This is a genomic window from Microbispora sp. NPDC046933 (assembly GCF_040644635.1).
Classification (GTDB): domain Bacteria; phylum Actinomycetota; class Actinomycetes; order Streptosporangiales; family Streptosporangiaceae; genus Microbispora.
The window spans coordinates 16,645-43,137 of record NZ_JBEYWW010000011.1 but is presented as its reverse complement, the minus strand read 5'-3'; the positions used below and the strand labels follow the sequence as shown (position 1 = coordinate 43,137).

At 72.1% G+C, this 26,493-nt stretch carries 22 protein-coding genes; 10 read left to right on the top strand and 12 right to left on the bottom strand.

The window, feature by feature from the left end; all coding sequences use genetic code 11:
• Positions 1 to 73: 73 nt before the first annotated feature.
• Positions 74 to 1,933: a dihydroxy-acid dehydratase gene (gene ilvD, locus ABZ857_RS16605; RefSeq protein WP_357043682.1), complete on the top strand. Its 1,860-nt coding sequence runs from the start codon at positions 74 to 76 to the stop codon at positions 1,931 to 1,933.
• A gap of 37 nt (positions 1,934 to 1,970) precedes the next feature.
• Here the strand turns inward: ilvD and ABZ857_RS16600 are convergent, their stop codons facing one another.
• Together ABZ857_RS16600 and ABZ857_RS16595 are read right to left on the bottom strand one after the other, a co-directional pair.
• Positions 1,971 to 5,000, bottom strand: coding sequence for an NEW3 domain-containing protein (locus tag ABZ857_RS16600; protein ID WP_357043680.1), 3,030 nt, complete (start codon positions 4,998 to 5,000; stop codon positions 1,971 to 1,973).
• A 172-nt stretch (positions 5,001 to 5,172) separates the two neighbouring features.
• Positions 5,173 to 5,910 (bottom strand): ABC transporter permease, encoded by a 738-nt coding sequence (locus tag ABZ857_RS16595; RefSeq protein ID WP_357043678.1) that lies wholly within the window; start codon positions 5,908 to 5,910, stop codon positions 5,173 to 5,175.
• Between the two features lie 95 nt (positions 5,911 to 6,005).
• On the opposite strand from ABZ857_RS16595, the gene ABZ857_RS16590 reads away from it, so the two are divergent.
• Positions 6,006 to 6,536, top strand: a complete 531-nt coding sequence (locus tag ABZ857_RS16590) for an XdhC family protein (RefSeq protein ID WP_357043676.1) — start codon at positions 6,006 to 6,008, stop codon at positions 6,534 to 6,536.
• Between the two features lie 84 nt (positions 6,537 to 6,620).
• On the opposite strand, the gene ABZ857_RS16585 is transcribed toward ABZ857_RS16590, so the two are convergent.
• Positions 6,621 to 8,975 carry a PHB depolymerase family esterase gene (locus tag ABZ857_RS16585; RefSeq protein WP_357043674.1) on the bottom strand — a complete coding sequence of 785 codons (2,355 nt, stop codon included), beginning with the start codon at positions 8,973 to 8,975 and terminating at the stop codon, positions 6,621 to 6,623.
• A 370-nt stretch (positions 8,976 to 9,345) separates the two neighbouring features.
• On the opposite strand from ABZ857_RS16585, the gene ABZ857_RS16580 reads away from it, so the two are divergent.
• A complete protein-coding gene (locus ABZ857_RS16580) occupies positions 9,346 to 10,053 on the top strand; it encodes a sulfotransferase family protein (RefSeq protein WP_357043672.1) in 708 nt (235 codons plus the stop codon).
• Between the two features lie 183 nt (positions 10,054 to 10,236).
• Here the strand turns inward: ABZ857_RS16580 and ABZ857_RS16575 are convergent, their stop codons facing one another.
• The 7 genes from ABZ857_RS16575 to ABZ857_RS16545 all read right to left on the bottom strand — a co-directional run bounded on the left by ABZ857_RS16575 (position 10,237) and on the right by ABZ857_RS16545 (position 15,801).
• Positions 10,237 to 10,608: a cupin domain-containing protein gene (locus ABZ857_RS16575; RefSeq protein WP_357043670.1), complete on the bottom strand. Its 372-nt coding sequence runs from the start codon at positions 10,606 to 10,608 to the stop codon at positions 10,237 to 10,239.
• Between the two features lie 130 nt (positions 10,609 to 10,738).
• Positions 10,739 to 10,945: a DUF4287 domain-containing protein gene (locus ABZ857_RS16570; protein ID WP_357043668.1), complete on the bottom strand. Its 207-nt coding sequence runs from the start codon at positions 10,943 to 10,945 to the stop codon at positions 10,739 to 10,741.
• A 71-nt stretch (positions 10,946 to 11,016) separates the two neighbouring features.
• Positions 11,017 to 11,853, bottom strand: a complete 837-nt coding sequence (locus tag ABZ857_RS16565; protein WP_357043666.1) for an ABC transporter permease — start codon at positions 11,851 to 11,853, stop codon at positions 11,017 to 11,019.
• Positions 11,850 to 12,791: an ATP-binding cassette domain-containing protein gene (locus ABZ857_RS16560; RefSeq protein WP_357043664.1), complete on the bottom strand. Its 942-nt coding sequence runs from the start codon at positions 12,789 to 12,791 to the stop codon at positions 11,850 to 11,852. Before ABZ857_RS16560 ends, ABZ857_RS16565 begins: the two co-directional genes overlap by 4 nt.
• 205 nt (positions 12,792 to 12,996) lie before the next feature.
• Positions 12,997 to 13,362, bottom strand: coding sequence for an STAS domain-containing protein (locus ABZ857_RS16555; RefSeq protein ID WP_357043662.1), 366 nt, complete (start codon positions 13,360 to 13,362; stop codon positions 12,997 to 12,999).
• Positions 13,363 to 13,576: 214 nt separating this feature from the next.
• A complete protein-coding gene (locus ABZ857_RS16550) occupies positions 13,577 to 14,767 on the bottom strand; it encodes an MFS transporter (protein ID WP_357043660.1) in 1,191 nt (396 codons plus the stop codon).
• A gap of 104 nt (positions 14,768 to 14,871) precedes the next feature.
• A complete protein-coding gene (locus ABZ857_RS16545) occupies positions 14,872 to 15,801 on the bottom strand; it encodes a LysR family transcriptional regulator (protein WP_357043658.1) in 930 nt (309 codons plus the stop codon).
• Between the two features lie 105 nt (positions 15,802 to 15,906).
• Here ABZ857_RS16545 and ABZ857_RS16540 point away from each other — a divergent pair, with 105 nt between their 5' ends.
• From ABZ857_RS16540 to ABZ857_RS16510, 7 genes are read left to right on the top strand one after another with little or no spacing between them, the layout of a single operon-like run.
• Positions 15,907 to 16,884 (top strand): fumarylacetoacetate hydrolase family protein, encoded by a 978-nt coding sequence (locus ABZ857_RS16540; protein WP_357043656.1) that lies wholly within the window; start codon positions 15,907 to 15,909, stop codon positions 16,882 to 16,884.
• The gene (locus ABZ857_RS16535) at positions 16,881 to 17,825 is read left to right on the top strand and encodes a cyclase family protein (protein ID WP_357043654.1); all 945 of its coding nucleotides are present in this window, start codon (positions 16,881 to 16,883) and stop codon (positions 17,823 to 17,825) included. The genes ABZ857_RS16540 and ABZ857_RS16535 overlap by 4 nt, the downstream gene beginning before the upstream one ends.
• A 7-nt stretch (positions 17,826 to 17,832) precedes the next feature.
• Positions 17,833 to 18,381, top strand: a complete 549-nt coding sequence (locus ABZ857_RS16530) for an FAD-dependent monooxygenase (RefSeq protein ID WP_357043652.1) — start codon at positions 17,833 to 17,835, stop codon at positions 18,379 to 18,381.
• On the top strand, positions 18,378 to 19,370 hold the full coding sequence (locus ABZ857_RS16525) for an amidohydrolase family protein (protein ID WP_357043650.1): 993 nt from the start codon (positions 18,378 to 18,380) through the stop codon (positions 19,368 to 19,370). The genes ABZ857_RS16530 and ABZ857_RS16525 overlap by 4 nt, the downstream gene beginning before the upstream one ends.
• Position 19,371: 1 nt before the next feature.
• Positions 19,372 to 20,307, top strand: a complete 936-nt coding sequence (locus tag ABZ857_RS16520) for a VOC family protein (protein ID WP_357043648.1) — start codon at positions 19,372 to 19,374, stop codon at positions 20,305 to 20,307.
• A 13-nt stretch (positions 20,308 to 20,320) separates the two neighbouring features.
• Positions 20,321 to 21,268 (top strand): fumarylacetoacetate hydrolase family protein, encoded by a 948-nt coding sequence (locus ABZ857_RS16515; protein ID WP_357043646.1) that lies wholly within the window; start codon positions 20,321 to 20,323, stop codon positions 21,266 to 21,268.
• Between the two features lie 11 nt (positions 21,269 to 21,279).
• A complete protein-coding gene (locus ABZ857_RS16510; protein WP_357043645.1) occupies positions 21,280 to 21,642 on the top strand; it encodes an SDR family oxidoreductase in 363 nt (120 codons plus the stop codon).
• A gap of 58 nt (positions 21,643 to 21,700) precedes the next feature.
• Here the strand turns inward: ABZ857_RS16510 and ABZ857_RS16505 are convergent, their stop codons facing one another.
• Together ABZ857_RS16505 and ABZ857_RS16500 are read right to left on the bottom strand one after the other, a co-directional pair.
• Positions 21,701 to 23,815 carry a S8 family serine peptidase gene (locus tag ABZ857_RS16505; RefSeq protein WP_357043643.1) on the bottom strand — a complete coding sequence of 705 codons (2,115 nt, stop codon included), beginning with the start codon at positions 23,813 to 23,815 and terminating at the stop codon, positions 21,701 to 21,703.
• Between the two features lie 553 nt (positions 23,816 to 24,368).
• Entirely contained in the window at positions 24,369 to 26,447 is a 2,079-nt protein-coding gene (locus ABZ857_RS16500) for a bifunctional aldolase/short-chain dehydrogenase (RefSeq protein WP_357043641.1), read from the bottom strand.
• Positions 26,448 to 26,493 lie beyond the last annotated feature (46 nt).

Sequence of the window (26,493 nt, the reverse complement as noted above, 5' to 3'; positions counted from 1 at the left end):
TAAGTGCTGGTAGTAGAAGTACTAGCAGTGCGGCTGTCTTCGCCCCGCCTCCGTGCGCCGCAAGCATGGGGGCATGCCCCAACTCAGATCACGTACGGTCACCCACGGACGGAACATGGCCGGAGCGCGTGCCCTGATGCGCGCCTCCGGCGTGCCGAGCCAGGACATCGGCGTCAAACCGGTGGTCGCGGTGGCCAACAGCTTCACCGAGTTCGTCCCCGGTCACACGCACCTGCAGCCGGTGGGCCGCATCGTGTGCGAGGCCATCGCCGGCGCGGGCGGCATCGCGCGGGAGTTCAACACCATCGCGGTCGACGACGGCATCGCGATGGGACACGCCGGGATGCTGTACTCGCTGCCGTCCCGGGAGCTGATCGCCGACTCCGTCGAGTACATGGTGCAGGCCCACTGCGCCGACGCCCTGGTGTGCGTCTCGAACTGCGACAAGATCACGCCGGGGATGCTGATGGCCGCGCTGCGGCTGAACATCCCCACCGTGTTCGTCTCCGGCGGCCCCATGGAGGGCGGACGGGCGGTGCTCGCCGACGGCACGGTACTGACCGACAGCACTGGGCGCACCCGCCTGGATCTGATCACGGCGATGTCCGAGGCGGTCAACCCGGCCGTGTCCGACGCGGACGTCGCCCGCATCGAAGAAGCGGCGTGCCCCACCTGCGGCTCGTGTGCGGGCATGTTCACCGCCAACTCGATGAACTGCCTGGTGGAGGCGCTCGGCCTGGCCCTGCCCGGCAACGGCTCGACCCTGGCCACCCACACCGCCCGCCGCAGGCTGTACGAGCAGGCCGGACGTACGGTCATGGAGCTGGCCGAACGCCACTACGGCAAGGACGACGCCTCCGTGCTGCCCCGGGCCATCGCCTCGCGGGCGGCCTTCGACAACGCCATGGCCCTGGACCTGGCCATGGGGGGCTCCACCAACACCGTTCTCCACCTGCTCGCCGCGGCCCACGAGGCGGAGCTCGACTACACCCTGCGCGACGTCGAGGCCCGCTCGCGCACCGTGCCGTGCCTGTGCAGGGTCGCCCCCAACGGCCCCTATCTCATGGAGGACGTCCACCGGGCGGGCGGCATCCCCGCCATTCTGGGCGAGTTGCACCGCGCCGGGCTTCTCCACGAGAACGTGCGCGCCGTCCACGCCGAATCGCTCACCGAATGGCTGGCCACCTGGGACATCCGAGGCGCGGCACCCGCACCCGAGGCCCTCGATCTCTTCCACGCCGCCCCCGGCGGCGTCCGCTCCTCCGCCGCCTTCTCCCAGTCGGCGCGATGGGAGTCCCTGGACACGGACGCCGCGGGCGGCTGCGTCCGCGACACGGCCCACGCCTACTCGCCGGACGGCGGGCTGGCGGTCCTGCGCGGCAACCTCGCCCCCGGCGGCGCGGTGGTCAAATCCGCCGGTGTCCCCGAGGGCATGCACGTCTTCACCGGCCACGCGGTGGTGACCGAATCACAGGAGGAGGCCGCGGAAGCGGTCCTGTCCGGCCGGGTGACGCCGGGCAGCGTGCTGGTCATCCGCTACGAGGGCCCGCGTGGCGGCCCCGGCATGCAGGAGATGCTCTACCCCACCGCCTACCTCAAGGGCCGGGGTCTCGCGGGCACGTGCGCCGTGGTCACCGACGGCCGCTTCTCCGGCGGCAGTTCCGGCCTGGCGATCGGCCATGTCTCACCCGAGGCCGCGGCGGGCGGTCCCCTCGCGCTCGTGGAGGACGGCGACGTCATCACCGTCGACGTCGCCGCACGCACCCTCGACGTCCGGGTGCCCGACGCCGACCTCGCCGCCCGCCGTGCCCGGCTGGAACGGGAGACCGGCTATCGGCCCCGCGACCGTGAACGGCACGTCTCCGCGGCCCTGCGCGCCTATGCGACGCTGGCGCAGTCCGCCGACACCGGAGCGGTGCGACTGCTCGGGTGACCAGGCCCGTCAGCCGGTGCCGGCGCGCGTCCTTCAATTACAAGGAACTGCGGCCCTCCAGACCGGCGACCGCGATCGTGCCGGAGGTGCCGCGCAGGCCGAAGCCGTAGCGGAAGCCCTCGCGGGCCTGCGGGGTGGCGAGCGTGCCGCCGATGTCCGCCGTACGCAGCGGACGCCACCGGCCGCCGCTGTAGGCGAAGGAGGTGATGGTGTCGCCGGACAGCACGAGCGCGAACCGGTCGCCCGGCTTGAGGGTCAGCGGGGCGTCTCCGGGCGTGTCCAGGAACCGGCCGCCGACCCGCACGTTGATGCCCGACTGCTTGCGGGTGTTGTTGTACCAGGCGGTCACGTAGGTGCCCGCGTCCTTGACCCAGCCGACGAACACGCTGTCCTCCGGGCTGCCGGTCCCGGCGAACGTCCCGGCCGTCACCACGCTGATCGCGTCGGCCGAGGAGAGCCCCGCAGGCCCGGCGGCCAGGCCGAAGAACGGCTGCGTGCCGCTGCCGGCGAACCGGCCGCCGCCGGCCGCGACCGTCGGCAGGGCTTCGCCGCCCTCGGGCTTGTAGAGGGTGTATCCCGCCGAGGTGTCGGTGGCGAAGCCGTCCTGGACCTCCACCTTCCCGTAGGCGTCCGGGTCGAGCTCCATGGTCACCTGGGCGTAGGGGCTCACGGCCCGCGCCGATCCGTCGTACTCGGCGATCGCGCGCACCGGATGGGCGCCGGGGCGCGGCGCCATCCCGGCGGGCGGCGCGACCCGCCAGCGCACGGTGAACTCGCCGCCCGGCCGCACCACCGGAGTCCGGGGGCTGCCGACCGGCTCGGCCGACCAGCCCGGCGGCACGGCCGGCGACACCGTGACCCGGGTGGCGGGCGTGCGCCCCCGGTTGGCGAAGGTGGTGGTCACCTCGGCGGGCGCGCCGGGACGCGCCTGCCCGGCGACGGTCACGTCCACCGACGTGTCGCCCGCGGCGGGCGACCACGCCTGCAGTTCGGTGACGCCGACGTACGCGCCGGGCGGGTTGCCGAACACCAGCCGGATCCTGGTCGTGGTCAGGGCCGGGAACGTGACGCGGTTCAGCGCCGCGCCCGCGGGCCGCTCGGGCGTGCGGGTCTGGTCCGGCACCTCGCGCCACGCCGCGCCGTCCCAGAACTCCAGCCGGTACGACGCGGGGGCCCTGACCCCGCCGCCGTCGTCGTAGGCGTAGAACCGCACGTCGCTCACCCGGGTCGGCACGCCGAAGTCCACGCCGAGGTGGTCCTCGGCGTTCGGGGAGCGGTAGTTGGTCCACCGGTTGTGCGGGATGTCGTCGTAGAAGATCCGCCCGTCCACGGCGTCCCACACGTTGTCGATGCCGTTCGTGTACGACGCGAACGGCTTGGGATAGCCGGTGCCGTACGGGTTGGCGGCGTCGTCGCTCGGCCGGGAGGACCGGTCGGGCGTCACGGCGGCCGGGACCCGGGCGGTCAGCTCGCCGACCGTCGCCCGCCGGGCGGCGGGCCTGCCGTCCACGTAGACGCGCATGCCGGCGCCCTGGCCATACCTGCTGCCGTCGCGGTCCCACAGGACCGTCACGTTGTGCCCGTGGTAGGGCACGTTCTCCAGCGCGAAGTAGTCCCACCCGGCCGGAACGAGCGGGTTCAGCACGACCCTGCCGTCCGGCTGCGGGCGCAGCCCGATCAGGCCACTGATCACCAGGTCGTTGAAGGTGGAGTGGTTGTAGTGCTCGCTGTGCCCCCGGGAGTCGTAGATCCAGCGCGGCTCGTCCGGGTGGTGCGCCTCGGCGACGTACGGGTGCCCGTCCTTGTACTGGGTGAGCGCGTAGCCGCGCAGCACCGTGTAGTAGTCGGCGGCGGTCACCACGTCCTGGTCGTAGTCGTCGAGCAGGTTGGCCATCGCGGTCAGCGTCGTCGAGGTGGAGTAGGGCCAGCTCGGCCCGTCCCAGTGGCAGCAGCCGCTCAGCGCGTCCCGCATGAACAGCGGGCTGCGCCGCTCCGCGGTCGTCGGCCCGTACGGCGCGGCGAACCCCTGCGGGTCGAGCAGCTGCGCCCACGCCTTCTCCGTGCCGGGCTTCGCCATGTCGAACGCCCAGGGCACGAACCCGATCTGCTCGCGGGTGGACACCAGCCTCTGCTGCGGGTCCAGGTCGGCGCGGGCCTTGTGGTAGAAGAAGGACCGCTGCGGGTCCCACAGGTAGCGGTGCAGCGCGTCCCGCAGCGATGCCGCCCGCTTCTCGAACCTCTTGGCCAGGGCCTTGTCGCCGCCCATCTTCGCGATGGCCGCGATCGCCTTGGCGTCGCCGTACTGGTAGGCGTTCAGCGTCGGCCGGTAGCCCGCGCCGCCGTGGTAGGGATCGGCCGGGTCGGTCTCGTAGGAGGAGGCGGTGTACTCCATCGCGTCCCACACCGGCACCGACCAGTAGAGCCCGAGCTTCTCGTCGTACTGGCCGCCCCACTTGTCGTACTGGCGGACCAGGTCGGGCAGCAGGCCCTCGACGAAGGACGCGTCGCCGGTGACCAGATACCGCTGGTAGGCGGCGTCGGCCGCCCACCAGGAGTACTGGTGCGCCCAGTCGTCGGTGTCCTTGTTGACGTAGTCCTCCTTCGGCTTGGGACCGGCGCCGGGCCCCTGCAGCCAGTAGGTGAGGTAGTCGTCGATCGGGCGGGTGTCACGCAACCAGCGCCCCTCGTACACGTGGTGACCCGCGGCGGCGACGATGCCGCCGAGCGGGGCGGAGTATCCGGGCGGGTTGTGGAACTCGGTGATGACGTCGCCGGTCGCGGAGTCGGTGTAGCGGATGTGCCGCTTGTAGGTGCTCCAGCGGTAGTAGTAGACGTCCTGGATCTCCCGGTCGGGCACCTCCAGGAACGGGATGTTGGCCTTGTACCACTCCGGCTCGGCGTAGCCCGACACGAGCGCGTCGTGGTCCAGGAAGGCGGTGCCCCTGCCGACCTGCGGGTACGCCGCGGGCGGCGCCTGGGCGTGGGCGGCCTCGGCCGGGGCGGGGATCAGGACCGTCGGCGCGGCCAGCGCCGCGAGCGTCGCGAGCACCGCGACGGCGTGTCTCATGGTCACCTCGGGCGTTCTCGTCGTTCTCACGTTTTCAGGGGGGTGATGGGGTGACGGCAGGCGAAATCGCTCAGGTTCGGTCGCACCCCGTAACCTGGCACGACCGAATCTGATCGATGTTGCTCAGTCTTGACCAGTCATGCACGAAAGGCAATAGCCGTGCGATCACGGGTCAGCGGGTGAAACGGCCGCGCGCGGCGAGCTCGATCGTGACCACGACGGCCGCCGACTCGGCGGCCAGCAGGGCGACGAGGACCGCGAGCTGCACGGCCCCCGCGTGCACGGGGTCGGAACCGGCCAGCATCATGCCGACGAACGCGCCGGGCAGCGTGACCAGGCCCACCGTACGGGTCTGGTCCAGCGCGGGCACGAGCGCCCGCGCGGCGGCCGGGCGGCAGATCTCCAGCGCCGCGTCCCGGGGGGAGAACCCCAGCGCCAGCGCGGCCTCGACCTCCCCGCGCCGCTGCCGCAGCTCGTCGAGCGCGCGGCGCCCGGCCAGCGCCGTCGCGGTGAGGCATCCGCCCAGCAGGATGCCGGTCACCGGGATCAGGGTGATCCCGCGCGCCGGCAGGACACCTGTGACCAGCATCAGGACCACCACCGGGGCCGTGCCCGCCGCGATCGGCACGGCGGCCCACCAGCCGGCCCGCCCCCGCGTGATCCGCCGGCCGGCGGTGCCGCTCGCCACGCCGTACATGACGAGCAGGAACAGCACCACGGCGGGCAGCAGCCCGATCGCCCACCCGATGACGAGGGACACCAGGGCGAGCTGGACGGCGGCCCGCCCCGCGGCGGTCAGCACGGCCACGGCGTGGCCGGACCGGCCCAGGGCGGCGACGGCGGCCCCCGCCAGCGCGAGCAGCGCCATCACGACGCCGAGCATCGGGGTCACCGGAAGCAGCGTGTTCACAGCCCGATCATGCCCACGCCTCCGCACCCCGGCGGGACCCGGGGTCGCCCCTCGGGCGGCGGCACGGACGGACGACGGCTGAGACACTGGCGGACATGAGCCACAGCCATGACGAGGACCCCGCCTGCGCGGCCGCCCACGGCGAAGCGCTTCCCGAGGAGGCGAGACGGACGCTGGTCGCGGTGTTCGCGTCTTCGGTGGCGAACCACCTGCTGCGGTTCGGCGCCGAGCTGGGCTTCCGGCCGATCCTGCTGGAGCCCGATCCGGACCGCGGACTCGGCGGCCTCCCGGCGGGCTCGGTCCCGGTGGTCAGGGAGGTGGGCGACCACCTGGACGGCACGGCCGACGTGGTCGTCACCGACCACCACCGCGCGGAGATCGGGCCGATACTGCGTGACGTCCTCGGCAGCCCCGCGCGCTGGATCGGCGTCATGGGCAGTCCCCGCCACCCGGGCCCGCACGTGCGGGCGCTGACCGAGCTGGGCGTCCCGCCCGAGGAGATCGCCCGCGTGCACCGCCCGATCGGGCTCAACATCGGCTCCCGTACGCCTCCGGAGATCGCGGTGGCCACGCTCGCGGGCCTGATCGCCGACAGGAACGGCAGGCCCGGCGGCTTCGCGCACTGATTCCACGCGCGGGCACCCCCGCGCGTGGCGGGGGTGCCCCTGGCGCTCCTCCTGGTCAGGAGCGCGTCATCGCGGTGTCGTCGGTCAGGAGGCGCTGCACGTCAGAGTCGGCGTCTCCGCGCTGCCGTTGGCGACGAAACCGAAGGTGGTGGTGCCGTTGGCGGACAGCGCGCCGTTCCACGACTCGTTGCGCACGGAAACCGAGGCACCGGAGCCTGACTTGACGCCGCCCCACAGCTGGGTGATGGACGGGGAGCCGGACCAGCTCCAGTTCACCGTCCAGCCCCTGACCGCCGAGCTGCCGGCACGGACCGTGACCTCCGACTGGAAGCCGCCGGGCCAGGAGTTCACCGTACGGATCGTCGCGCCGCACCCGCCCGGCTGCGGCGAGTTCCCCGGCGACGGGCTGACCGGCGGAGTCGGGCTCGGGCTCACCGGCGGGGTGGGGCTGGGGCTGACCGGTGGGGTGGGGCTGGGCGAGGTGCCGGGAACGGCGGCGTTGAGGGCGTCGAGGACCGCGGTGTAGGCGGGTTTCTTGTTGCCGTTGCCGTCGAACAGCAGCGGGGTTTGACTCGAGCGCCAGGAGTCGCTGTCGCGCACGCCCCAGGTGGTGATGCCGACGCATCGCGAGACCGCGAGGCAGTCGTTGACGATGTTGGCGTAGGTGGTGGCCGAGGCGCCCTCGACGTCCAGCTCGGTGATGGCCACGTCCACGCCCAGAGCGGCGAAGCTCTGCAGTGTGGTGCGGAAGTTGCTGTTGTAGGCGCTGCCGCTGTTGAAGTGGCCCTGGAGCCCGACGCAGTCGATCGGCACGCCGCGCTGCTTGAAGTCCTTGACCATGTTGTAGACGCCCTGGGTCTTGGCCCAGGTCCAGTTGTCGATGTTGTAGTCGTTGTAGCACAGCTTTGCCGCCGGGTCGGCGGCCCGCGCGGCGCGGAAGGCGACCTCGATCCAGTCGTCGCCGGTGCGCTGGAGGTTGGAGTCGCGCCGGCCGCCGCTGCCGTCGTCGAAGGCCTCGTTGACCACGTCCCAGGCGTAGATCTTGCCCTTGTAGTGGGCCATCACGCCGTTGATGTGGTTGATCATCGCCTGGCGCAGCGCGCTGCCGCTGAGGGACTGCATCCAGCCCGGCTGCTGGGAGTGCCAGGCCAGCGTGTGGCCGCGCACCTGCTTGCCGTTCTGCACCGCCCAGTTGTAGATCCGGTCGGCGTTGGTGAAGTTGAACTGCCCCTGGTTGGGCTCAGTGGCGTCGATCTTCATCTCGTTCTCGGCCGTCACCATATTGAACTCGCGGTTCGCGATCGTGGTGTACGCCGAGTCACCCAGCTTGCTCGCACTGATCGCGGTACCGAAATACCGGCCGCTGCGGGCCGCGGCGGCGCCGAGGGTGGTGGCCGGCGGGCCGCCGCTCGGGCCGGACGAGGGGCTCGGAGAGGGGCTCGGAGACGGGCTGTCCGGCGGCGTCGGCGACGGGGTGGGCGACGGCGTGGGCGACGGGGAGCTCGGCGTGGTGCTGGTGAGGCCGAGGAAGTTGATCGCGTAGGAGATCATGCCGTTGAGGGGCAGTGAGTGTCCCTGGCCGGAGACGCTGACGCCCTCGACCGGCGGCTGGGCGCCGTTGTCGCCGTACCGGGTGCGCGTCCACCCCGACGAGGGGCTGTCGGTGGACACCGGCGTCTGGCTGACGCCGTGGAGGTTGGTCCACTGCTTGATCTCTTCGCCGAAGTTGTTGTAGTTCAGCGTCGTGTCGGTGGTGCCGTGCCACAGCTGCATGCGCGGGTACGAGCCGCTGTAGCCGGGGTACATCGAGCGGGCCAGGTCACCCCACTGCTGGGCGGTCTTGATGCTCTGCCCGCCGGAGCACTGGCTGTTCCAGGTCGAGCCGTCGGTGGTGGCGAAGCAGCCCGCCGGGACGCCCATGAAGGCCGAGCCCGCCTTGAAGACGTCCGGATACTCGGCCGCCAGCACGTTGGTCATCATCGCGCCGGAGGAGACGCCGCTGACGTAGACGCGGCCGGGGTCCACGTTGTAGCGCGACTTGGCGTAGTCGACCATCGACATGATGCCGACCGGGTCGCTGCCGCCGCCCCGCTTCAGCGCCTGGGGCGAGTACACGTCGAAGCACTGCCCGCTGCGCGTGGCCTCCGGGAACACGATGATGAACCCGTACTGGTCGGCCGCGGTGACGTAGTCGCGGAAGTAGCCGCTGAACAGCGCCGACGCGGTGCCCGTGCAGTAGTGGACGGCGACCAGCAGTGCGGGCCGGGCGGCCACCCGGTCCGGCACGTAGATGTACATGTTCAGGTTGCTCGGGTTGTTGCCGAAGCTGGTCACCCGGGTCAGCGAGGCCGCGGCGGCCGGCCGGGCGAGCAACAACGCGGTCGCCGCGACCACGGGCATCAGCACGGCGGCCAGTAAGGCCACGATGCGTCGTCTCACGTGAGCTGTCCTTCCTCCGGTTGCGCCGACCGGGACAGGTGGCCGTGGCGCCCGGGACCGGGCTCCCCGTACTGCTCGGAGATCGCGGATGCCACACCTTCACCGGATCCGGCGACGTGAATATTTCCGAAGCGTGCCTGAAACTTTTCATCCCCTCAAGCCTCAGGCCTCCTGAAAACCAGCCCTGACGTGGAGATGGAGGTCAGAAGCACCGCAACGCAATCGGCGCTGGAAAGTTTCATGACAGTACCGAAAGATTGCGGACTATCGCCGGGCGGGACAAGTCGTGAGAACGGCCCGTGGACGGGCATGCTCCGCAGAGCCGGATCCGGCCGGCGGCGCGACCTCATGCGACGACGGGAGCCTGGACATGCTGGAGGTCATCGGCGCGGGACTCCCGCGCACCGGAACCACGTCGACGAAGGCGGCACTGGAGCGGCTCGGCTTCGGGCCCTGTTACCACACCTTCGAGGTCATGCTCCGCCCGGAGCTCGCCGAGCGGTGGCTGCCGGTCTGCTCGGGCGAGCCGCCCGACTGGGAACGGATCTTCGCGGGCTTCCGATCCTGCGTGGACTGGCCCGCCAGTTTCTTCTGGCGGGAGCTGGCGCTGGCCTATCCGGCCGCCAAGATCGTCCTCACGGTGCGCGACCCGCACAGCTGGTACGCCAGCTTCCGAATGCTGGGCTCGCTCAGCCCGCGCGGGCCGATAGGGGAGGACGAGACGCCCGAGGCCGTCCGTCCCGTCGTCGCCGCGATGACGAGCCTCCGGCCGCTCTTCGAGCGCATCAGCGGGTCGGTCTTCGGCGAGACCTGGCGGCCGGGTCACACACCGGACGAGGAGCGGGCCGTCGCGGCCTACCGCCGGCACGTCGCCGCGGTGCTGGCCGCCCTGCCCGCCGAGCGGCTCCTGGTCTTCGACGTGCGCGAGGGATGGGGGCCGCTGTGCGCCTTCCTCGGGGTCGCCACTCCCCCGGACGGCCCGTTCCCGCATCTCAACGACGCCGCGTCGATCCGGAGGACGTTCGAGCTCATGCACACCGAAGGCCGCGTCCACGTCCCCTTCCCGCCCGGAGGCTGACGGCGGGCCGGCGCGCGTCCTTCGCGAACAACTCAGGCACTCCGGGGACGCCGGCAGACCCGGCCGTACGCTCCAAGGTCGCCGCCCACACCCCGGGCCGCTCAGATCGTCACGATCGCCGGGCGCCGGTTGTCCGCCCGGTTATCGGCGCTCACGGCCGAAGCCGCCACCGAGACGCGGTGGTCAGGGACGCACCGCGTACACCTTGCGGAGCGTCTCGTGCACCGTCCACACGGTGCGTGCGCCGCCGGGCATGAGGACGACGTCGCCCGGGCCGACGTCGAGCACCGGGCCGCCCTCGACCTCGATCGTCGCGCTGCCGCCGAGCACGACGAAGACCTCGTCCGCCTCGGTGTCGGTGCTCACGCCCGGCCCGTGCTGCCAGACGCCGACCGCCAGGTCCGTGCCCGACGCCAGCTCCAGGTGACGGACCTCAGGGGTTCCGGACACGACCTTGGCGGGGTCGAGCGGGTCCGGATGGAGGTCGGCGTCGGCCAGGGCCGCCGCGCGCACCACGCGCGGGGTGCCGGTGAACGATTTGTCGTGTCGGTTCATCGTCGATCAGGTCCCATCGTCGGAATCGTACGGCCGGGACTCGTCATTCTCACGGAGCCCCCGGCCAGGCCTCGCGCCCGCCCCGTCAGCGCGGGACGGACTGGCGCCCATGGGGCGAATGCCGGCCGGCCTATTTCCTGCCGGCGAGGGCGTGGGCGACCAGTGCGTTGGCGTGGCCGTGCCCGAGACCGTGTTCGGACTTGAGCCAGCTGACGAGTTCCATGTGCTTGGTCAGGGGCGAGGAGTCGATGAGGTCGATCCATTCCTGGACGGGACGGCCGTACTTCTTCTCGATCGCAGGGAAGTAGCTGGCGGGGCCTTGTGCCGGGGTGGTCATGTCAGGGGTCCGTTCTGCCGGTGGAGGGATGTCAGGCGAGTGCCGAGTGTACGTATGTTCCACCACCCCGGTCATGCGTCGCGTCGCTTCAGCAGGACCGCCGCGACGGTGATCGTGGCCGCGGCGTAACCGCAGAAGACCGCGAACCCGGCCCACGGTGCCGGCTCGCCGGGCGCCGGGTGAACGGACATGATCACCTGACCGGCGTTGGACGGCAGGTACGGGACCACATGACCGGCCCAGTCGGCCGGCAGCACCTCGCCGAGGGTCGGCAGCACCAGCAGCAGCCCGAACAGTGTGGCGATGGCGCCCGCGGTGTTGCGGAGGATGAAGCCGAACCCAACCCCGAGCAGCCCCACGACGGTCAGGTACAGCCCGGCCCCGGCGACGGCGCGGGCGACGCCGTCCGTCGCGAGCGTGGTGCCCCGCTCGCCCAGGATCGCCTGGCCGCCCAGGAAGGCCGCGAACGACGCCGCGGTCATCAGGACCGCCGCGACGACGGTGAACACCGCGGCCTTGGCCCACAACACCGGGAGCCTGCGGGGCACCGCCGACAGCGTGGCGCGGATCATGCCGGTGGAGTACTCGGAGGTGACCAGCAGCACGCCGAGGACGCCGATGGCGAGCTGGGCGAGGGACACCCCGCGCAGGCTGGCGCCGGCCGGGTCGAACAGGGCCTGGTGCGGCGAGCCGGGCGGTGCCGCCTGGCCGGCCAGGAACGCGCAGAGCACGATTCCCGCCCCGATCGTGGTCACGACCGCCGCGACCAGGGTGTACACGGTCGACCGCAGCGACCGCAGCTTGATCCACTCGGACCTCAGGACCCGGGCCTGCGTGACCCGGTGGCGGTCCACGGCCGCGTCCGGCCCGGCCGTACGGCTGAGCGCGGTGACGTTCGCGGTGCTCATGCCGCGCTCCTTTCCGCGTCGGCCGTGCCCTGGCCGGTGACGCCGTGATACTCGACCGCGTCGCGGGTCAGCTCCATGAACGCCTCCTCCAGCGACACGTGCACCGGGGTCAGCTCGTACAGCGTCACGCCGTTTCGCGCGGCGATCCGCCCGACGGCCTCGCCGCCGAGGCCGTGCACCCGCAGGACGCCGGTCCCGTCGGCGGTGACCGTCACGTCCGGGCCGGCCAGCAGGTCGCGCAGCCGGTCGGCCTGCGGAGACCGGACGCGCGTCGTCAGGCGGGAGGAGTCGCGGACGAAGTCCGCCACCGGAACGTCGGCGATCAGCCGCCCGCGGCCGACGATGACCAGCTGCTCCGCGGTCAGGGCCATCTCGCTCATCAGGTGCGACGACACGAAGACGGTGCGTCCCTCGGCCGCGAGGCCCTTGAGCAGGGTGCGGATCCACAGGATGCCCTCGGGGTCGAGTCCGTTGACGGGCTCGTCGAGGATCAGCGTCGCGGGGTCGCCGAGCAGTGCGGACGCGATGCCCAGGCGCTGACCCATGCCGAGGGAGAACCCGCCGACCCTCTTGTGCGCCACCTCGCCCAGGCCCACCAGGTCGATCACCTCGTCGACGCGCCGTCGGGAGATGCCGGTGGTGGCGGCCAGGGCGAACAGGTGGTCGTAGCCCGACCTGCCGGGATGGACCGCCCTGGCCTCAAGCAGCGCGCCGACCTCGTGGAGCGGCGCCGCGTGCCGGGTGTAGCGGCGGCCGTTGACGGTGGCCTGCCCGGCGCCGGGGGCGTCCAGCCCGAGGATCATCCGCATCGTGGTCGACTTGCCGGCCCCGTTGGGGCCGAGGAAGCCGGTGACGACGCCGGGCCTGACGGTGAAACTCAGGTTGTCGACGGCGACCTTGCCGCCGTAGCGCTTGGTCAGCCCATGCGCTTCGATCATGAGGAACCTTCTCGCTGACGAGTGTGCCGGATGCCGCGGCCCCCGCGGGGCCGCCGACCTCACACTCGCGGCCGGCGCTGTCCCCGCGCTGCCCGTCCGCTGCCCATCGGCTGTCCACCCTCAGGCAGGTGGCCGGTGGCCGCCGGACATCGCAGAACGGTCTCGCGGACGTCCGCACGGCGGCCGGCTGTCATGGCCGCGTTCGTCACCCGTCTCCGCCGGCATCAAGGGCCTCCTCCACGGAGTGGTACCGGTCGAAGGCCGACAGCAGGCGCGTGAGGGACAGGATGCGCTCGACACGGGGCTCGACGGCCGCAAGGGCAAGGCCGATGTCGAGCGCCTGGCAGCCCCTCAGCACGTACACAAGGGCGGACAGACCGGCCGAGTCGCAGAACGGCACTGCGGAGAGATCGAGCACGAGTCCTGCCGGTTCGACCTTCCAGACCGTCCTGGCGGCGGTCTTGAGCCGCTCGGCGGTGCTGCGGTCGAGGTCACCCGTGACCGTGAGGATGACCCACTCGCGGTCATAGCGCGAGCGGATGTCGAAAGCGGGGGATGCGGGCGGGATCACGGCCCTGCTCCTTTCGGGAACGGGGTTCACCTTGCCCGGAAACACACGCGAATGAGACCGCAGACCGGTCTTGGCCTTGAGCCTTACTGGAATTGTTACCTGGCACCCGGGACCCGGCGGTCACGGCGACCGGGGGTGAGTGTGGAGGTCCTTGAGCGGAGCCCGTCGAGGAGAAGGGCGCAGGCCGGAATCGATCCACCTCCGTGACCCCCCGCTACTCCGCGGTGGCGGCGGCGTCGAGGGGTGACGCCGGGACGGTCAGGACGGTGGCGACCAGGGCGGCCAGCGCCAGCGACGCGATGCCGATCACCGCGAGGGAGGCGCCGAGCCCTCCGGTCACCGCGGTCAGGGCGCCGACGAGCAACGGGGACAGGAACTCGCCGAGGAACAACGCGGCGGTCCACAGCCCGGTGCCGCGGCCCCGCCGCGCGAACGGCAGCCCGCCGACCGCCCACGTGAGCAGGGTCGGCAGCAGCAGCCCGGTGGCGAACCCGGTGAGCACGGCGCCCACGACGATCACCGGCACGGACCCGGCGACGAAGATCAGCAGCAGGCCCAGCCCGGACAATGCGAACTCCGCGACGAGCAGCGCCCGCGCGCCGCGGCCCGCCACCCTGGCGAACAGGCCTGCCCCGACGGCGGTCGCGAGGGACATCAGCGCGGTGACGGCGCCGATGGCGGCGGTGTCGGCGACCCCCACCCCGTCCAGCACGTACGACAGCTGCACGATCAGCGTGTAGAAGACGACGCCTCCGCCGACCGTCACCAGGGAGGGCACGGCGAGTGCGCGCCAGGGCCAGGGCTGGCGGTCCTCGTGGCGCGAGGCGGCGGGCTGCCACAGCAGGAACGCCATGGGGATCGCGGTGAGCGCGGCGGCGGCGTACATCCAGAAGGGCGTGCGCCAGCCTCCGGCGCCGAGCAGGCCGCCGAGCGCGAAGAAGACGGTCGCGGCGACGGTGGTGGCGAGGGTCTGCATGCCGAGGTAGCGGGCGCGGCGCGGCCCGGACCAGTAGTCGGCGATCAGGGTGGTGCAGCAGGTCATGATGGCCGCCTCGCACACGCCGACGAGCACCCGGCTGGCCAGGATGGCCTGGAGCGAGTCCAGGTAGAGCGGCGCGGTGCCGAAGACCGAGTAGGCGACCATGGTGACGATCAGCAGCCGCTTGCGGTCGAACCGGTCGGCGACGGCGCCGGCGAAGGGCGCCCCCAGCGCGACGAACAGCGCGGGCACGGTCAGGACGACCGGCACCAGGACGGCGGCCCCCGGGGTGGCGGCGAAGTGCTCGCTCATGCGGGGCAGGACCGGGGAGAGCAGGACGGCCCCGAGCACGGGCATGCAGCTCCCGATGAGCAACACGATGAGCTGGGGCAGACCCGCCCGCGTGGCGGAGACCGGTTGGGACATGCGGGGCCTCGCTTGATGTGGCGGCTGGATGTCGCGGGGATGTGGCAGCCATCACTGTCAGACATCCGGCCCCGTGCGCGGAAGACGGAAAGTGCCGATGGTCGTCATCCACCCGGTGGATGGCCGGGCAGCGGGGGCAGGCCGGCGCCCACCCGGGCGGCCGTCTCGCGCAACCAGATGTGGGCGGCGTCGTGCGTGTGGACGGGGTGCCACCACAGGGCCTCCTGCAGCGGCACGGCCGGGAACGGGCAGGGCAGCGCGCGGACCGGGGCGAGGTCGCGCAGCAGGCCGGCCAGGCGCCGCTGGATCAGCGCGATCCTGCGGGTGCCCGCCACCAGGCTCGGCAGGAGCTGGAAGCTGTGCACGGACACGTCCACGTGCGGCTCCAGCCCGAGCATGGACATCTGGCGGGCCACCGGGGCGTCGAACGGCCGCTGGTAGACCACCCACGGCAGCCGGCCCAGGTCGTCCATCGTGAGCCGCTCCCCCACGTCCGGGTTGTCGGCGGAGACCAGGCAGACCCACTCGTCGCGGTACAGCTCCACCGCCGGGAAGTCGCTGATCACGCCGTGCGGCATCAGCATGCCGTCCACCCCGCCGAGGGTGGAGTCGGCGTTCTCCACGATGCCGGGCGACGCCGGGAGGAAGTGCAGCCGTACGCCGGGCGCCTCGGCGTGCAGGACGCGGGCGAGTTCCGCGCCGAAGACGGCGATCGCGTAGTCGGAGGACAGGAGGGTGAACTCGTGCCGCTCGGTGGCCGGGTGGAAGTCCGCGCGGCTGGTGAACAGCCGCTCCAGCATCGCGTAGGCGTTCGCGGCGGGAGCGCGCAGGGCGGTGCCGAGGGGCGTCAGCTCGTAGCGGTTGCCCTGCCTGACCAGCAGTTCGTCACCGAAGTGGCGGCGGAGCCTGGCCAGGGCGGCGCTCGTCGCGGGCTGGCTCAGCCCGATCCTCGCACCCGCCCGGGTCACGTTGCGCTCCTCCAGCAGGGCGCACAGGGCGACCAGGAGGTTGAGGTCGAGCCTCTCGAGGTTCACGGCGCCCTCACTATCCATCGCATGGATTGACCAGATCTAAAGAATCGATTTCCCAAATCGTTCCGCCAGGTCCAAGGTTAAGGGCACACACCGGGAGGAAACCTCGTGGAAACATCCCCACCCCTTGCCGGCCCGTTCGCGCTCGGCACCTTTTCCACCCGCACCGGCGCGCCCTTCCCCGGCCTGGTCACCGGCGATCACGTCCTGGACCTGCGCACCGTCCCCGCGCTCGGGGCGTACGGCAGCACGCGGGCGCTGCTGGAGCGCTGGGACGACGTCCTGCCGCTGCTTCGGGGGGCAGCCGAGACGCCGGGAGAGCGGCTGCCGCTGGCGGACCTGCGGGTGCACGCCCCGGTCGAGCCCCGGCAGATCCTGCAGTCCGGCGCCAACTACCGCACCCATGTGATCGACCTGGCGGTGGCGCACGAGCCCGAGGGCGGCCGGCCCGCCGAACAGGTGTGGGCCGAGACCGCCGCGATGATGGACCGCCGCGCCGCGGAGGACCAGCCGTACGTGTTCATCGGCCTGCCCTCCTCGGTCACCGGCCCGTACGACGACGTGGTCATCCCGGCCTGGTGCACCAAGCCCGACTGGGAGCTGGAGCTGGCGGCGGTGATCGGCCGACCGGCCTTCCGGGTGCCCGCCGAGCACGCCCTGGAGCACGTCGCCGCCTACACGATCGCCAACGACGTCACCGCCCGCGAGGTGGTGTTCCGCCGCGACATGCCGGAGATCGGCACCGACTGGCTGCGGGCCAAGAACGCCCCGACGTTCACCCCGCTCGGGCCCTACCTGGTGCCGGCCGCCTTCGTCGGCGACCCCGGGAACCTGCGCGTGACGCTCCGGCTCAACGGGAAGGTCATGCAGGACGAGACCACCAAGGACATGATCTTCGATGTAGCGCGGCTGGTGTCGTACGCCTCGCAGACCGTCGAACTGCTGCCCGGCGACCTGGTGCTCACCGGCAGCCCGGCCGGCAACGGCATGCACTGGGGCCGGTTGCTGCGGCCGGACGACGTGATGGAGGGCACGATCACCGGGCTGGGCGTCCAGCGCAACCGCTGCGTGAGCGAGGCGGCATGACACCGGAGAACGCGATCGCCGAGGCCGCGGCGAAATACTCCAACTGGGGCCGGTGGGGCGCCGGCGACGTGCTGGGCACGGTCAACTTCATCGACGAGGCCAAGCGCCGCCAGGGCGCGGCGTGCGCCCGCACGGGCGTGTCGTTCTCGCTGGCCCAGCGGTTCGACATGAACGGCCCGCAGAAGGGCTGGCGGCGCCGCACCAACCCGGTGCACACGATGCTGGACACCGGGGTGGACGCGGTCCACGGCGACCAGGGGTTCCCGCACGGGTTCGGCGGCGCGGACGACGTGATCGCGATGCCGCTGCAGTGCTCCACCCAGTGGGACGGCCTCGGCCACATCTTCGACCACGGCAGGGCCTGGAACGGCCGCCCCGCCGACCGGGTCGTCACCAGCGAGGGCGACCAGGTCACCGGCATCGAGCACATGGCCGCGCCGGTCGCGGGCCGCGGCGTGCTGCTCGACGTGGGGCGCGTGATCGGCGGCGGAGAGCTGCCGGACGGATTCGCGATCACCGAGGAGCACCTGCACGCCACGGCCGCGGCGCACGGCGTCACGGTCGGCCGCGGCGACATCGTGTGCGTGCGCACCGGTCAGCTGAGCCGCGTCAGGGGGGAGGGCTGGGGCGACTACGCCGGCGGCCCCGCCCCCGGCCTGTCGTTCTGGAGCGCCGGCTGGCTGCACCGCACCGAGATCGCCGCCATCGCCACCGACACGTGGGGCTTCGAGGTGCGCCCCAACGAGTTCGAGAACGCCTTCCAGCCGCTGCACCAGGTGGCCATCCCGCACATCGGCCTGCTCGTCGGCGAGATGTGGGACCTGGACGCGCTCGCCGATCACTGTGCCGACGACGGCGTGTACGAGTTCTTCCTCGCCGCCGCCCCGCTCCCGATCACGGGCGCGGTCGGCTCCCCCGTCAACCCCCTCGCCATCAAGTGAGACCTTCATGCCAGCTGTAGGGAACGTCCTCATCGTCGGCGGCGGCACCGCCGGGTCGGCCCTGGCGATCCTGCTCGCCCGCGCCGGTGTCACCGTGGACATCGCGGAGATCCAGCCCGCGACCACCGCGCTCGGCTCGGGCATCACCCTGCAGGGCAACGCGCTGCGGGTGCTGCGCGACCTCGGGGTGTGGGACCGGGTCGCCGCCGCGGGCTTCCCGTTCGACTCGCTCGGGCTGCGCGCCCCTGACGGCACGCTGCTCGCGGAGATCCCCGACGCCCGCACCGGCGGCCACGACCTCCCGGCCACGCTCGGCCCGACGGGCCAGGACACGATGTACGCCTACCTGGTGGAGAAGGCCAGGCCACGAGAGACCCTGGAAGACAAGGTCGCGCACATGCGGGCCCTCGCCGAGGGGTACGGCGGCGCCTGGGACGAGATCCGGGTGGTCGAGGCGTCCCTGCGGCTCGCGGAGTGGCAGCTCCACCCGGCGCCGGACGCCGACGTGCCCGGCCTCATGGGCCGGATCAGCGCGCTCGTGACGGAGCGGCCGTGATCACCATCGACGCGCACGCGCACGTGCTGCTGCCGGAGGTCGAGCAGGCCGTCGCAGGACGGCCCGGCCACGCCGGGCACCGGGAGCTGGACGCGCGCCGCAACGGCCCCGAGTCCCTGGAGGTCTCCGGGCGCATGATCTCCGAGCGTCTCGCCAGGCTCACCCAGGTGTCCGTACGGCTGGCCGACATGGACCGCGCGGGGGTGGACGTGCAGATCGTCAGCCCGTCCCCGTCGCACTACCACTACTGGGCGGACCCCGATCTGGCGCGTGCGGTGTGGCGGCTGGCGAACGAGTCCACCGCCGCGCACTGCCCGCAGGCACCCGGGCGGCTGCACGGCCTCGGCCTGGTCCCGCTCCAGCACCCCGCACTCATGGTGGAGGCGCTGGACCACGCGCTCGGCCTCGGTCTGAAGGGCGTGGAGATCTCCTCCCACGCACCCGGCCTCGAACTGTCCGACCCGGCGTACGAGCCGTTCTGGGCGCACGCGGCGGCGACCGGCGCGGTCGTCTTCCTCCACCCGTTCGGCTGCACGCTGGACGAGCGGCTGGACCGCTGGTATCTGTCCAACATCGTCGGCCAGCCCGCGGAGAACGCCGTCGCGCTGTCCCACCTGATCTTCTCCGGCGTGCTCGACCGGCATCCCGACCTGAGGCTGCTGGCCGCGCACGGCGGCGGTTACCTGCCCACCTACACGGGCCGGGCCGACCACGGCTGGCGCGTGCGGCCCGAAGCGCGCGGCTGCGCCGAGCCGCCCAGCGCCTACCTGCGGCGGATCTGGTTCGACTCCCTCGTCTACGAGCCCGCGGCGCTGCGCGCCCTGATCGAGGCGGCCGGGATTTCGCAGGTCGTGCTCGGCTCCGACCACCCCTTCGACATGGGCGTCGAGGACCCGCTCGACCGGCTGCGCGCCGCGCTGCCGGCCGGGGACGCCTTCGACGCCGTCCGCGGCGGCAACGCCCTCCAACTGTTCGATCTCAAGGACTGACATGTCACGTTTGATCACCCATCTGCGGCACGTGGATCTCGCCGTGCCCGACTACGACAGGCAGCGCGAGTTCTACTCCGGCGTCTGGGGGCTGACCGAGGTCGCCGGCGACACCGGCATCAGCTTCCTCGCCGCAGAGGGCTCGCCCGAGCAGTACGTCATCCGGCTCCGCAAGTCCGCGGACAAGCGGCTCGACCTGGTCTCCTTCGGCGCCGCCACCCCCGCCGACGTGGACGCCCTGGCCGCGCGGCTGGGCGCGGCGGGAGTCACGCTCGTGAGCGAGCCGGGCGCGCTCACCACCCCCGGCGGCGGGTGGGGCTTCCGCTTCTTCGACCTCGACGGCCGCACTGTCGAGGTCTCCGCCGACGTCGCCGTACGGGCCCACCGCAGGCTGGAGCCCAAGGAGTCGGTCCCCGTACGGCTGTCGCACGTCGTGCTCAACTCCCCCGACATCGACGCCACCCGCGCCTGGTACGAGACCCACCTGGGCTTCGCGCTGTCCGACACGCTCGCCTCCCCCCACATGGGACAGGTCATGCACTTCATGCGGTGCAACCCCCAGCACCACAGCATGGCCATCGCCCGCGGGCCGCACGCCTCCCTGCACCACATCAGCTTCGAGATGCGCGGCCTGGACGAGTACATGTACGGCACCGGCCGCCTGCTGCGCGCCGGGGTGCGGATGATCTGGGGTCCCGGCCGGCACCTGGCGGGCGACAACACCTTCTCCTACTTCCTCGACCCGCACGGCAACACCGTGGAGTACACGACCGAGCTGGAGGAGCTGGACGAGGACGCCTGGCACCCGCACGTGTACGACTTCTCCCAGCCCGAGGTGACCGACCAGTGGGGCACCGCCAACCCCATGAACGAGCTGGTGGCCAAGGAGTCCTTCAACGACGTCGACCGCGGCGTCTTCGTCGCACCGCCGGTCTGATGGGGGCCGTCTGATGCGAATCGCCACCTTCACCCATCGTGAGCACGTTCTTTCCGGCGTCGTGGAGGACGGGTCGGTCCGGCCGCTGCCGGATGGGGTGGGCCTGCTCGACCTTCTCGTGGACGGCCGGCTCCACGAGGCGCCGGACCTCGCCGGAGACCCGATCCCGCTGGACGACGTCCGCCTCCACGCGCCGTTCCAGCCACCCACCGTGCGGGACTTCGTCGCGTTCGAGGAACACGTCGAGGGCGTGCGCAGAAGCGTGGACGGCGGCAGCGGCGTGCCCGACGCGTGGTACGACGCCCCGGCCTTCTACTTCACCAACCCCTACGCCGTCGTCGGCCCGTACGACGACGTGCCGGTGCCGCCGGGCTGCCGGGCGTTCGACTTCGAGCTGGAGGTCGCCGCCGTGATCGGCCGCGAGGGCCGCGACCTCACCCCTGAGTCGGCCCGCGACCACATCGCCGGATACCTGATCATGAACGACTGGTCGGCCCGCGACCTGCAGAGCCGTGAGATGCGGGTCAACCTGGGCCCGGCCAAGGGCAAGGACACCGCGACCACCCTCGGCCCGTGGCTGGTCACCGCCGACGAACTGGAGCCGTACCGGGACGGCGACGGGTTCCTGCGCCTGGCGCTCACCGCGTCGGTGAACGGCGCCGAGGTCGGCCGCGACCTGCTGTCGAACATGGGCTGGCCGTTCGAGGACCTCGTCGCCTACGCCTCGCGCGGCACCTGGGTGCGCCCCGGAGACGTGCTCGGCTCCGGCACCTGCGGCAACGGCGGCTGCCTCGCCGAGCTGTGGGGCCTGCGGGGCCACCAGGACCCGCCTCCGCTCGGGCCGGGCGACGTGGTCGAGCTGACCGTCGAGGGCATCGGCGCCGTGCGCAACACCGTCGTCGCCGGCGCCGAACCGCTGCCCATCCCCCCGGCCAGGGGCAGGCCCCGGAACCGTCCCTGAGAGGAGCTTCGATGGACCGCGTGCGCGGCAAGGTCGTCGTGGTCACCGGCGCGGCCCGGAGCCAGGGCGCGGCGGAGGCCGCCGTCGCCGGCCTGGAGCTCGGCCCGCGCGGCATCCGGGTCAACACCATCCACCCCGGCTTCATCGAGACGGAGATGACCGCCTCCGCCTCGCCCGCGTTCCGCGCCGCCAACCTCGCCGCGACCCCGCTCGGCCGCGCCGGTACGGTCGAGGACGTGGCCCCGCTGGTGGTCTTCCTCGTCTCCGACGAGTCGTCGTACATCGCCGGCGCGGAGATTCCCGTGGACGGCGGCTTCACCCCGCACCACGGCGCCAAGTCGATATCGGACGCGCTGCGCGACCCGATCCAGTAACGCGCGGACGCCCTGCCGGGCACGGCCGGCAGGGCGCTGGTGCGTCGGGAAGACGCGTCTAGAAGGTGGGGTAGATGTCGTAGATCTGCCCGCCGACGCCGTAGTAGTTGGAGCCGGTGGACCAGAGGCTGTCGTTGACCAGGGGCTTGTAGAAGAACTGCTGCCCCACGGGGACGTTGACCCCGCACTCCCACAGGTCGGCCGCCTTGCTGACGCAGTCCTGGCCGGTGGTCCAGCTCAGGGGAGCGTCACCGCGGAGGGCGATCCGGTTGCCGGTGCCCGCGTTGTAGTGGACGCGGATCGTGGTCGTGGTGGAGGCCGGCTGGATGCTCGCGCCGAGGGAGGTGCGCACCGACACGCCGCCGGTCGAGGTGGCGGTCAGCACGCCCCCGTACAGGCGGGTGGTGCTGTTCACCTGGTGCAGGGTGACGGTGACCTGGGCGGTGCCGTTCGCGGGGACCGTCACCTGGTTGCCGCTCAGGGTGAACAGACCGGAAGGCGCGGGCGCCGTGCCGCCGGAGTCGGTGGCCGATACGGCCAGGTTGAGCGTGACCGGGGTGGCGGCGTCGTTGGTGTACGTCACGGTCTGCGTGGCCGTGGGCTGCGCGGTGGTGACCGCGAGGGCGGCGCTCGGCGGGTTCGCGGTGACCTGCTGGCTCACCGCGCGCGCCGCGTCGACCCGGCCGGTGCCGTACGTGTAGGGGCTGGGCCCGGCGGCGGCCGCGGTCGTGCCCATCAGGGCGTCCTTGAGCCGCTGCGCGCCCCAGGCGGGGTGGCGCTGCTTGACGAGCGCGGCCGTGCCCGAGACGTGCGGGGTGGCCATCGAGCAGCCGCTCATCGAGCCGTAGCCGCCGCCGGGGACCGCCGCGGTGATGTCCACGCCAGGCCCGGTCATGTCCGGCTTCAGCCCCTGGGTGCCCACCGGGCCGCGGCTGGAGAAGCCCGCCACGGTGTCGGTCAGGTCCACCGCTCCCACGGTCAGTGCCTTGTCGGCGACGCCGATGGAGCTGATGGTCGAGGTGCCGGGGCCGTAGTTGCCCGAGCAGACCACGAACAGCGCGTCGTACTGCGAGGTCAGCGTGTTGATCGCGGTGGCGACCGGGTGGTCGGCGTAGACGCTGTAGCTCGGGTCGCTCTCGATGCTCATGCTGACGATCTTCACGCCCTGCTCGCCGACCGCCCACTCCATCCCCGCGATGACCCCGGAGTTGGTGCCCAGGTTGTCGTCGTCGAGGACCTTGCCGACGACCAGACTCGCGCCCGGGGCGACTCCCTTGTACAGTCCGCCCGAGGCGGCGCCGGACCCGGCGATGGTCGAGGCGACGTGGGTGCCGTGCGAGTTGCCGTCCTCGACGCCGTTCGCGTTGCCGGTGAAGTCGGCGGAGGCCACGACCTTGCCCTGAAGGTCCGGGTGGTCGGTGTCGTATCCGCTGTCCAGCACCGCGACCTTGACGCCGGTGCCGTCGTACCCGCTCGCCCACGCGGTCGGCGCGCCGATGTGCGGGACGCTCTCGTTGAGCCCGGCCCTCACCTTGCCGTCCAGCCACAGCTTGGTGACACCGCCACGGAGACCGGTGGGGCTGGCGGAGCCGCCGGTCAGACCGTGCCAGCCCTCGGGGGCGGACTTCTTGCCGATGGCGAACGCGCTGATGCCCAGGCGGGGGAAGGCGTGCCTGCGCTTGGCCGCCGCACCGAGCGCGGCGTCGGCGCGGTCGGCGTTCTGGCTGGTGGAGCTCTTGGGGTAGGTGGTCATGACCGGGATGGTCTGGCTGCGCGCGTCGTCGTAGCCGTCCGCGATCAGCGTGCCCACCTCGAAGAGCTGGGGGTCGAGCCGGCCGGCCCGGATGAGGGGGGCGGCGTCGGAGGGGACCACCGACACCTGGTCGCCGCGGTCGGTGACCGCGAAGGTGACGCCCGTACGTCCCTCACCCGGCTCGACGGACAGGACGCGCAGGTCGTGGTTCTCCAGGTGCGCCTTCACCGTGTCGCCGGTGACGAGGGTGACGGTGTGGTCGCCGGCCGGCGCCGCGGCGGCTCCCGTCGCCGCGGAAGGACCGGAAGGAGCCGAAGGGGTTGAGGGGCTGGAGGGGGCGGTCTGCGCCGCGGCGGACACCGCGGGCAGGCCGAGGAGGGCGGCCGACGTGAGGACGACGGCCAGGGATGATCTCCGCAAGGGTTCTCCCGAGTGGTCGAGATGATCACTACGCGGACCACGCTAGGCTTTTGCGCGGAGTTCTGAATTTTGCGAGATTCTTTTGTCTGCGAGCTTCGTGATCATCGATTCGCAGCAAGCCTCACCGGATGAAAGCGGTTTCGGTGGTGGCCGGTCCGGCTCGCCCACGAAATCGGCATATCGCCGCCTATCTGTGGCTTCGATCACATTGTTTTCCGCATCGCCGCTGGTGTAGTGGCCCATGCGGAACCGGCGGCGCTACCCGCCGCACAGTAAATCCAAATTTCAACTGATTAAACGAGAAACAAGAGCCGTGTTACGCTTTTCCGCTGCCGCGCGTGAACGACGGTGAAACCGGTCGGTCGTCACGACGCGCACAAGAAACACGGTGCACGGCCGCCGCCGGCCTGACCGCGCGGACGCGTCCTCGCCCCACACCGGCAGCGCCGGCCGCGACCGACGCTCCGGCCCGCGGTGTCCTCCGAGGACGGCACCGCGGGGTACGGGCGGACACGGCTAAGCGCAGGAACCCGGCTCAGCGCAGGAACCCGGCTCAGCGCAGGAACGCGGCGGCCACTCCGGCGTCGACGGGGATGTGCAGGCCGGTGGTGAGGGACAGGTCGCCGCCGGTCAGGGCGAAGACGGCGGCGGCGACGTGCTCGGGCAGCACTTCCCGCTTGAGCAGGGTGCGCTGGGCGTAGAACTCGCCGAGCCTGTCCTCGGGCACACCGTAGACGGCGGCCCGGCTGGCGCCCCAGCCGGAGGCGAAGATGCCGGAGCCGCGGACCACGCCGTCGGGATTGACGCCGTTGACGCGGATGCCGTGCTCGCCGAGTTCGGCCGCGAGCAGGCGCACCTGGTGGGCCTGGTCGGCCTTGGCCGCGCCGTAGGCCACGTTGTTCGGCCCGGCGAAGACCGCGTTCTTGGAGGCGATGTAGACGATGTCGCCGCCCATGCCCTGTTCGATCATGATACGGGCGGTCTCGCGGGAGACGAGGAACGAGCCGCGGGCCATCACGTCGTGCTGGCGGTCCCAGTCGTCCATGGTGGTCTCCAGCAGCGAGCGCGACAGCGACAGCCCGGCGTTGTTGACCACCAGGTCCACCCCGCCGAAAGCCAGGACGGCCTGCCGTACGGCCCGGGCGACCTGGGCCTCGTCGGTGACGTCTGCCTGGACGGCCACGGCGACGTCGGCGGGGCGGTGGGCACGGGCCCCGATCTCGGCGGCGACCTTCTCGGCTGCGGCGAGGTCGCGGTCGGCGACCACCACGCAGGCGCCCTCGGCGGCCAGGCGGCGGGCGGTGGCCGCGCCGATGCCCGAGCCGCCGCCGGTGACCAGCGCGATCCGGGTGGCCAGCGGCTTGGGCGCCGGCATGCGGCGCAGCTTGGCCTCCTCCAGCTCCCAGTATTCGATGCGGAACTTCTCCGACTCCTCGATGGGGGCGTAGACCGACAGCGCCTCGGCGCCACGCATCACGTTGATCGCGTTGAGGAAGAACTCGCCGGCGACGCGGGCGGTCTGCTTGTCCTTGCCGAAGGAGAACATGCCGACGCCCGGCACGAGCACGATGGCCGGGTCGGCGCCGCGCAGCGGCGGCGAGGTGGGGGTGGCGTGCCGCTCGTAGTAGGCGCGGTAGTCCTCGCGGTAGGCCGCGTGCAGCTCGCCGAGGCGGGAGATCACGTCCTCCAGCGGCGCGTCGGCGGGCAGGTCGAGCACCATCGGCGCGACCTTGGTGCGCAGGAAGTGGTCGGGGCAGGAGGTGCCGCGCTCAGCCAGCTCCCCGTGGCGCTCGCTGGACAGGAAGTCGAGCACCTCGGGGGTGTCGGTGTAGTGGCCGACCTGCCGGACGTCGGTCGAGCACAGGCCGCGCAGCACGGGGAACAGCGCCGCCGCCCGCTCGTGCCTGGCCTCCTCGGGCAGCGGTTCGTAGCCCGGCTTCACCGGTCCGAACGGCTCGGCCCTGCCGTGCTCGGCGATGTACGCCTCGGCGGTGCGGATGATCCACAGGGAGTTGTCGGCGCACTCGGCGGAGGTGTCGCCCCAGGCGGTGATGCCGTGCCCGCCCAGGATGCAGCCGACGGCTTGGGGGTTGGCGTCCTTGATGGCGGCGATGTCCAGGCCGAGCTGGAAGCCGGGCCGCCGCCAGGGCACCCAGACGACCCGGTCGCCGTAGATGCGCCGGGTCAGCTCCTCGCCGTCGGCGGCGGCCGCGATGGCGATCCCCGCGTCGGGGTGGAGGTGGTCGACGTGCGCCGCGTCGATCAGGCCGTGCATCGCGGTGTCGATCGACGGCGCCGCCCCGCGCTGCGTTTGTCCAGGCCCCGCCACCCCGCCCAGTCCGAACGCGCAGTGGTCGAAGGCCGCGACCATCTCGTCCTCGCGTTCGACGCCCGGGTAGACGCCGGTCAGCGCGCGCAGCCGGTCGAGCCGGAGCACGGCCAGGCCCGCCTCGGTGAGCGTGGCGAGGTCGCCGCCCGATCCCTTCACCCACATCAGCTCCACGTCGGACCCGGTGACCGGATCCACCGCCGTTCCCTTGGCCGAGGCGTTGCCCCCGGCGAAGTTCGTGTTGCGGGGATCGGCTCCCAGCAGGTGCGCGCGTTCGAGCAGCTGCTCAACCGGCGTGGTCATGAAATTTCCCCCTACGGGTGGTTCGGTGGGTGCGGACGATGATGAA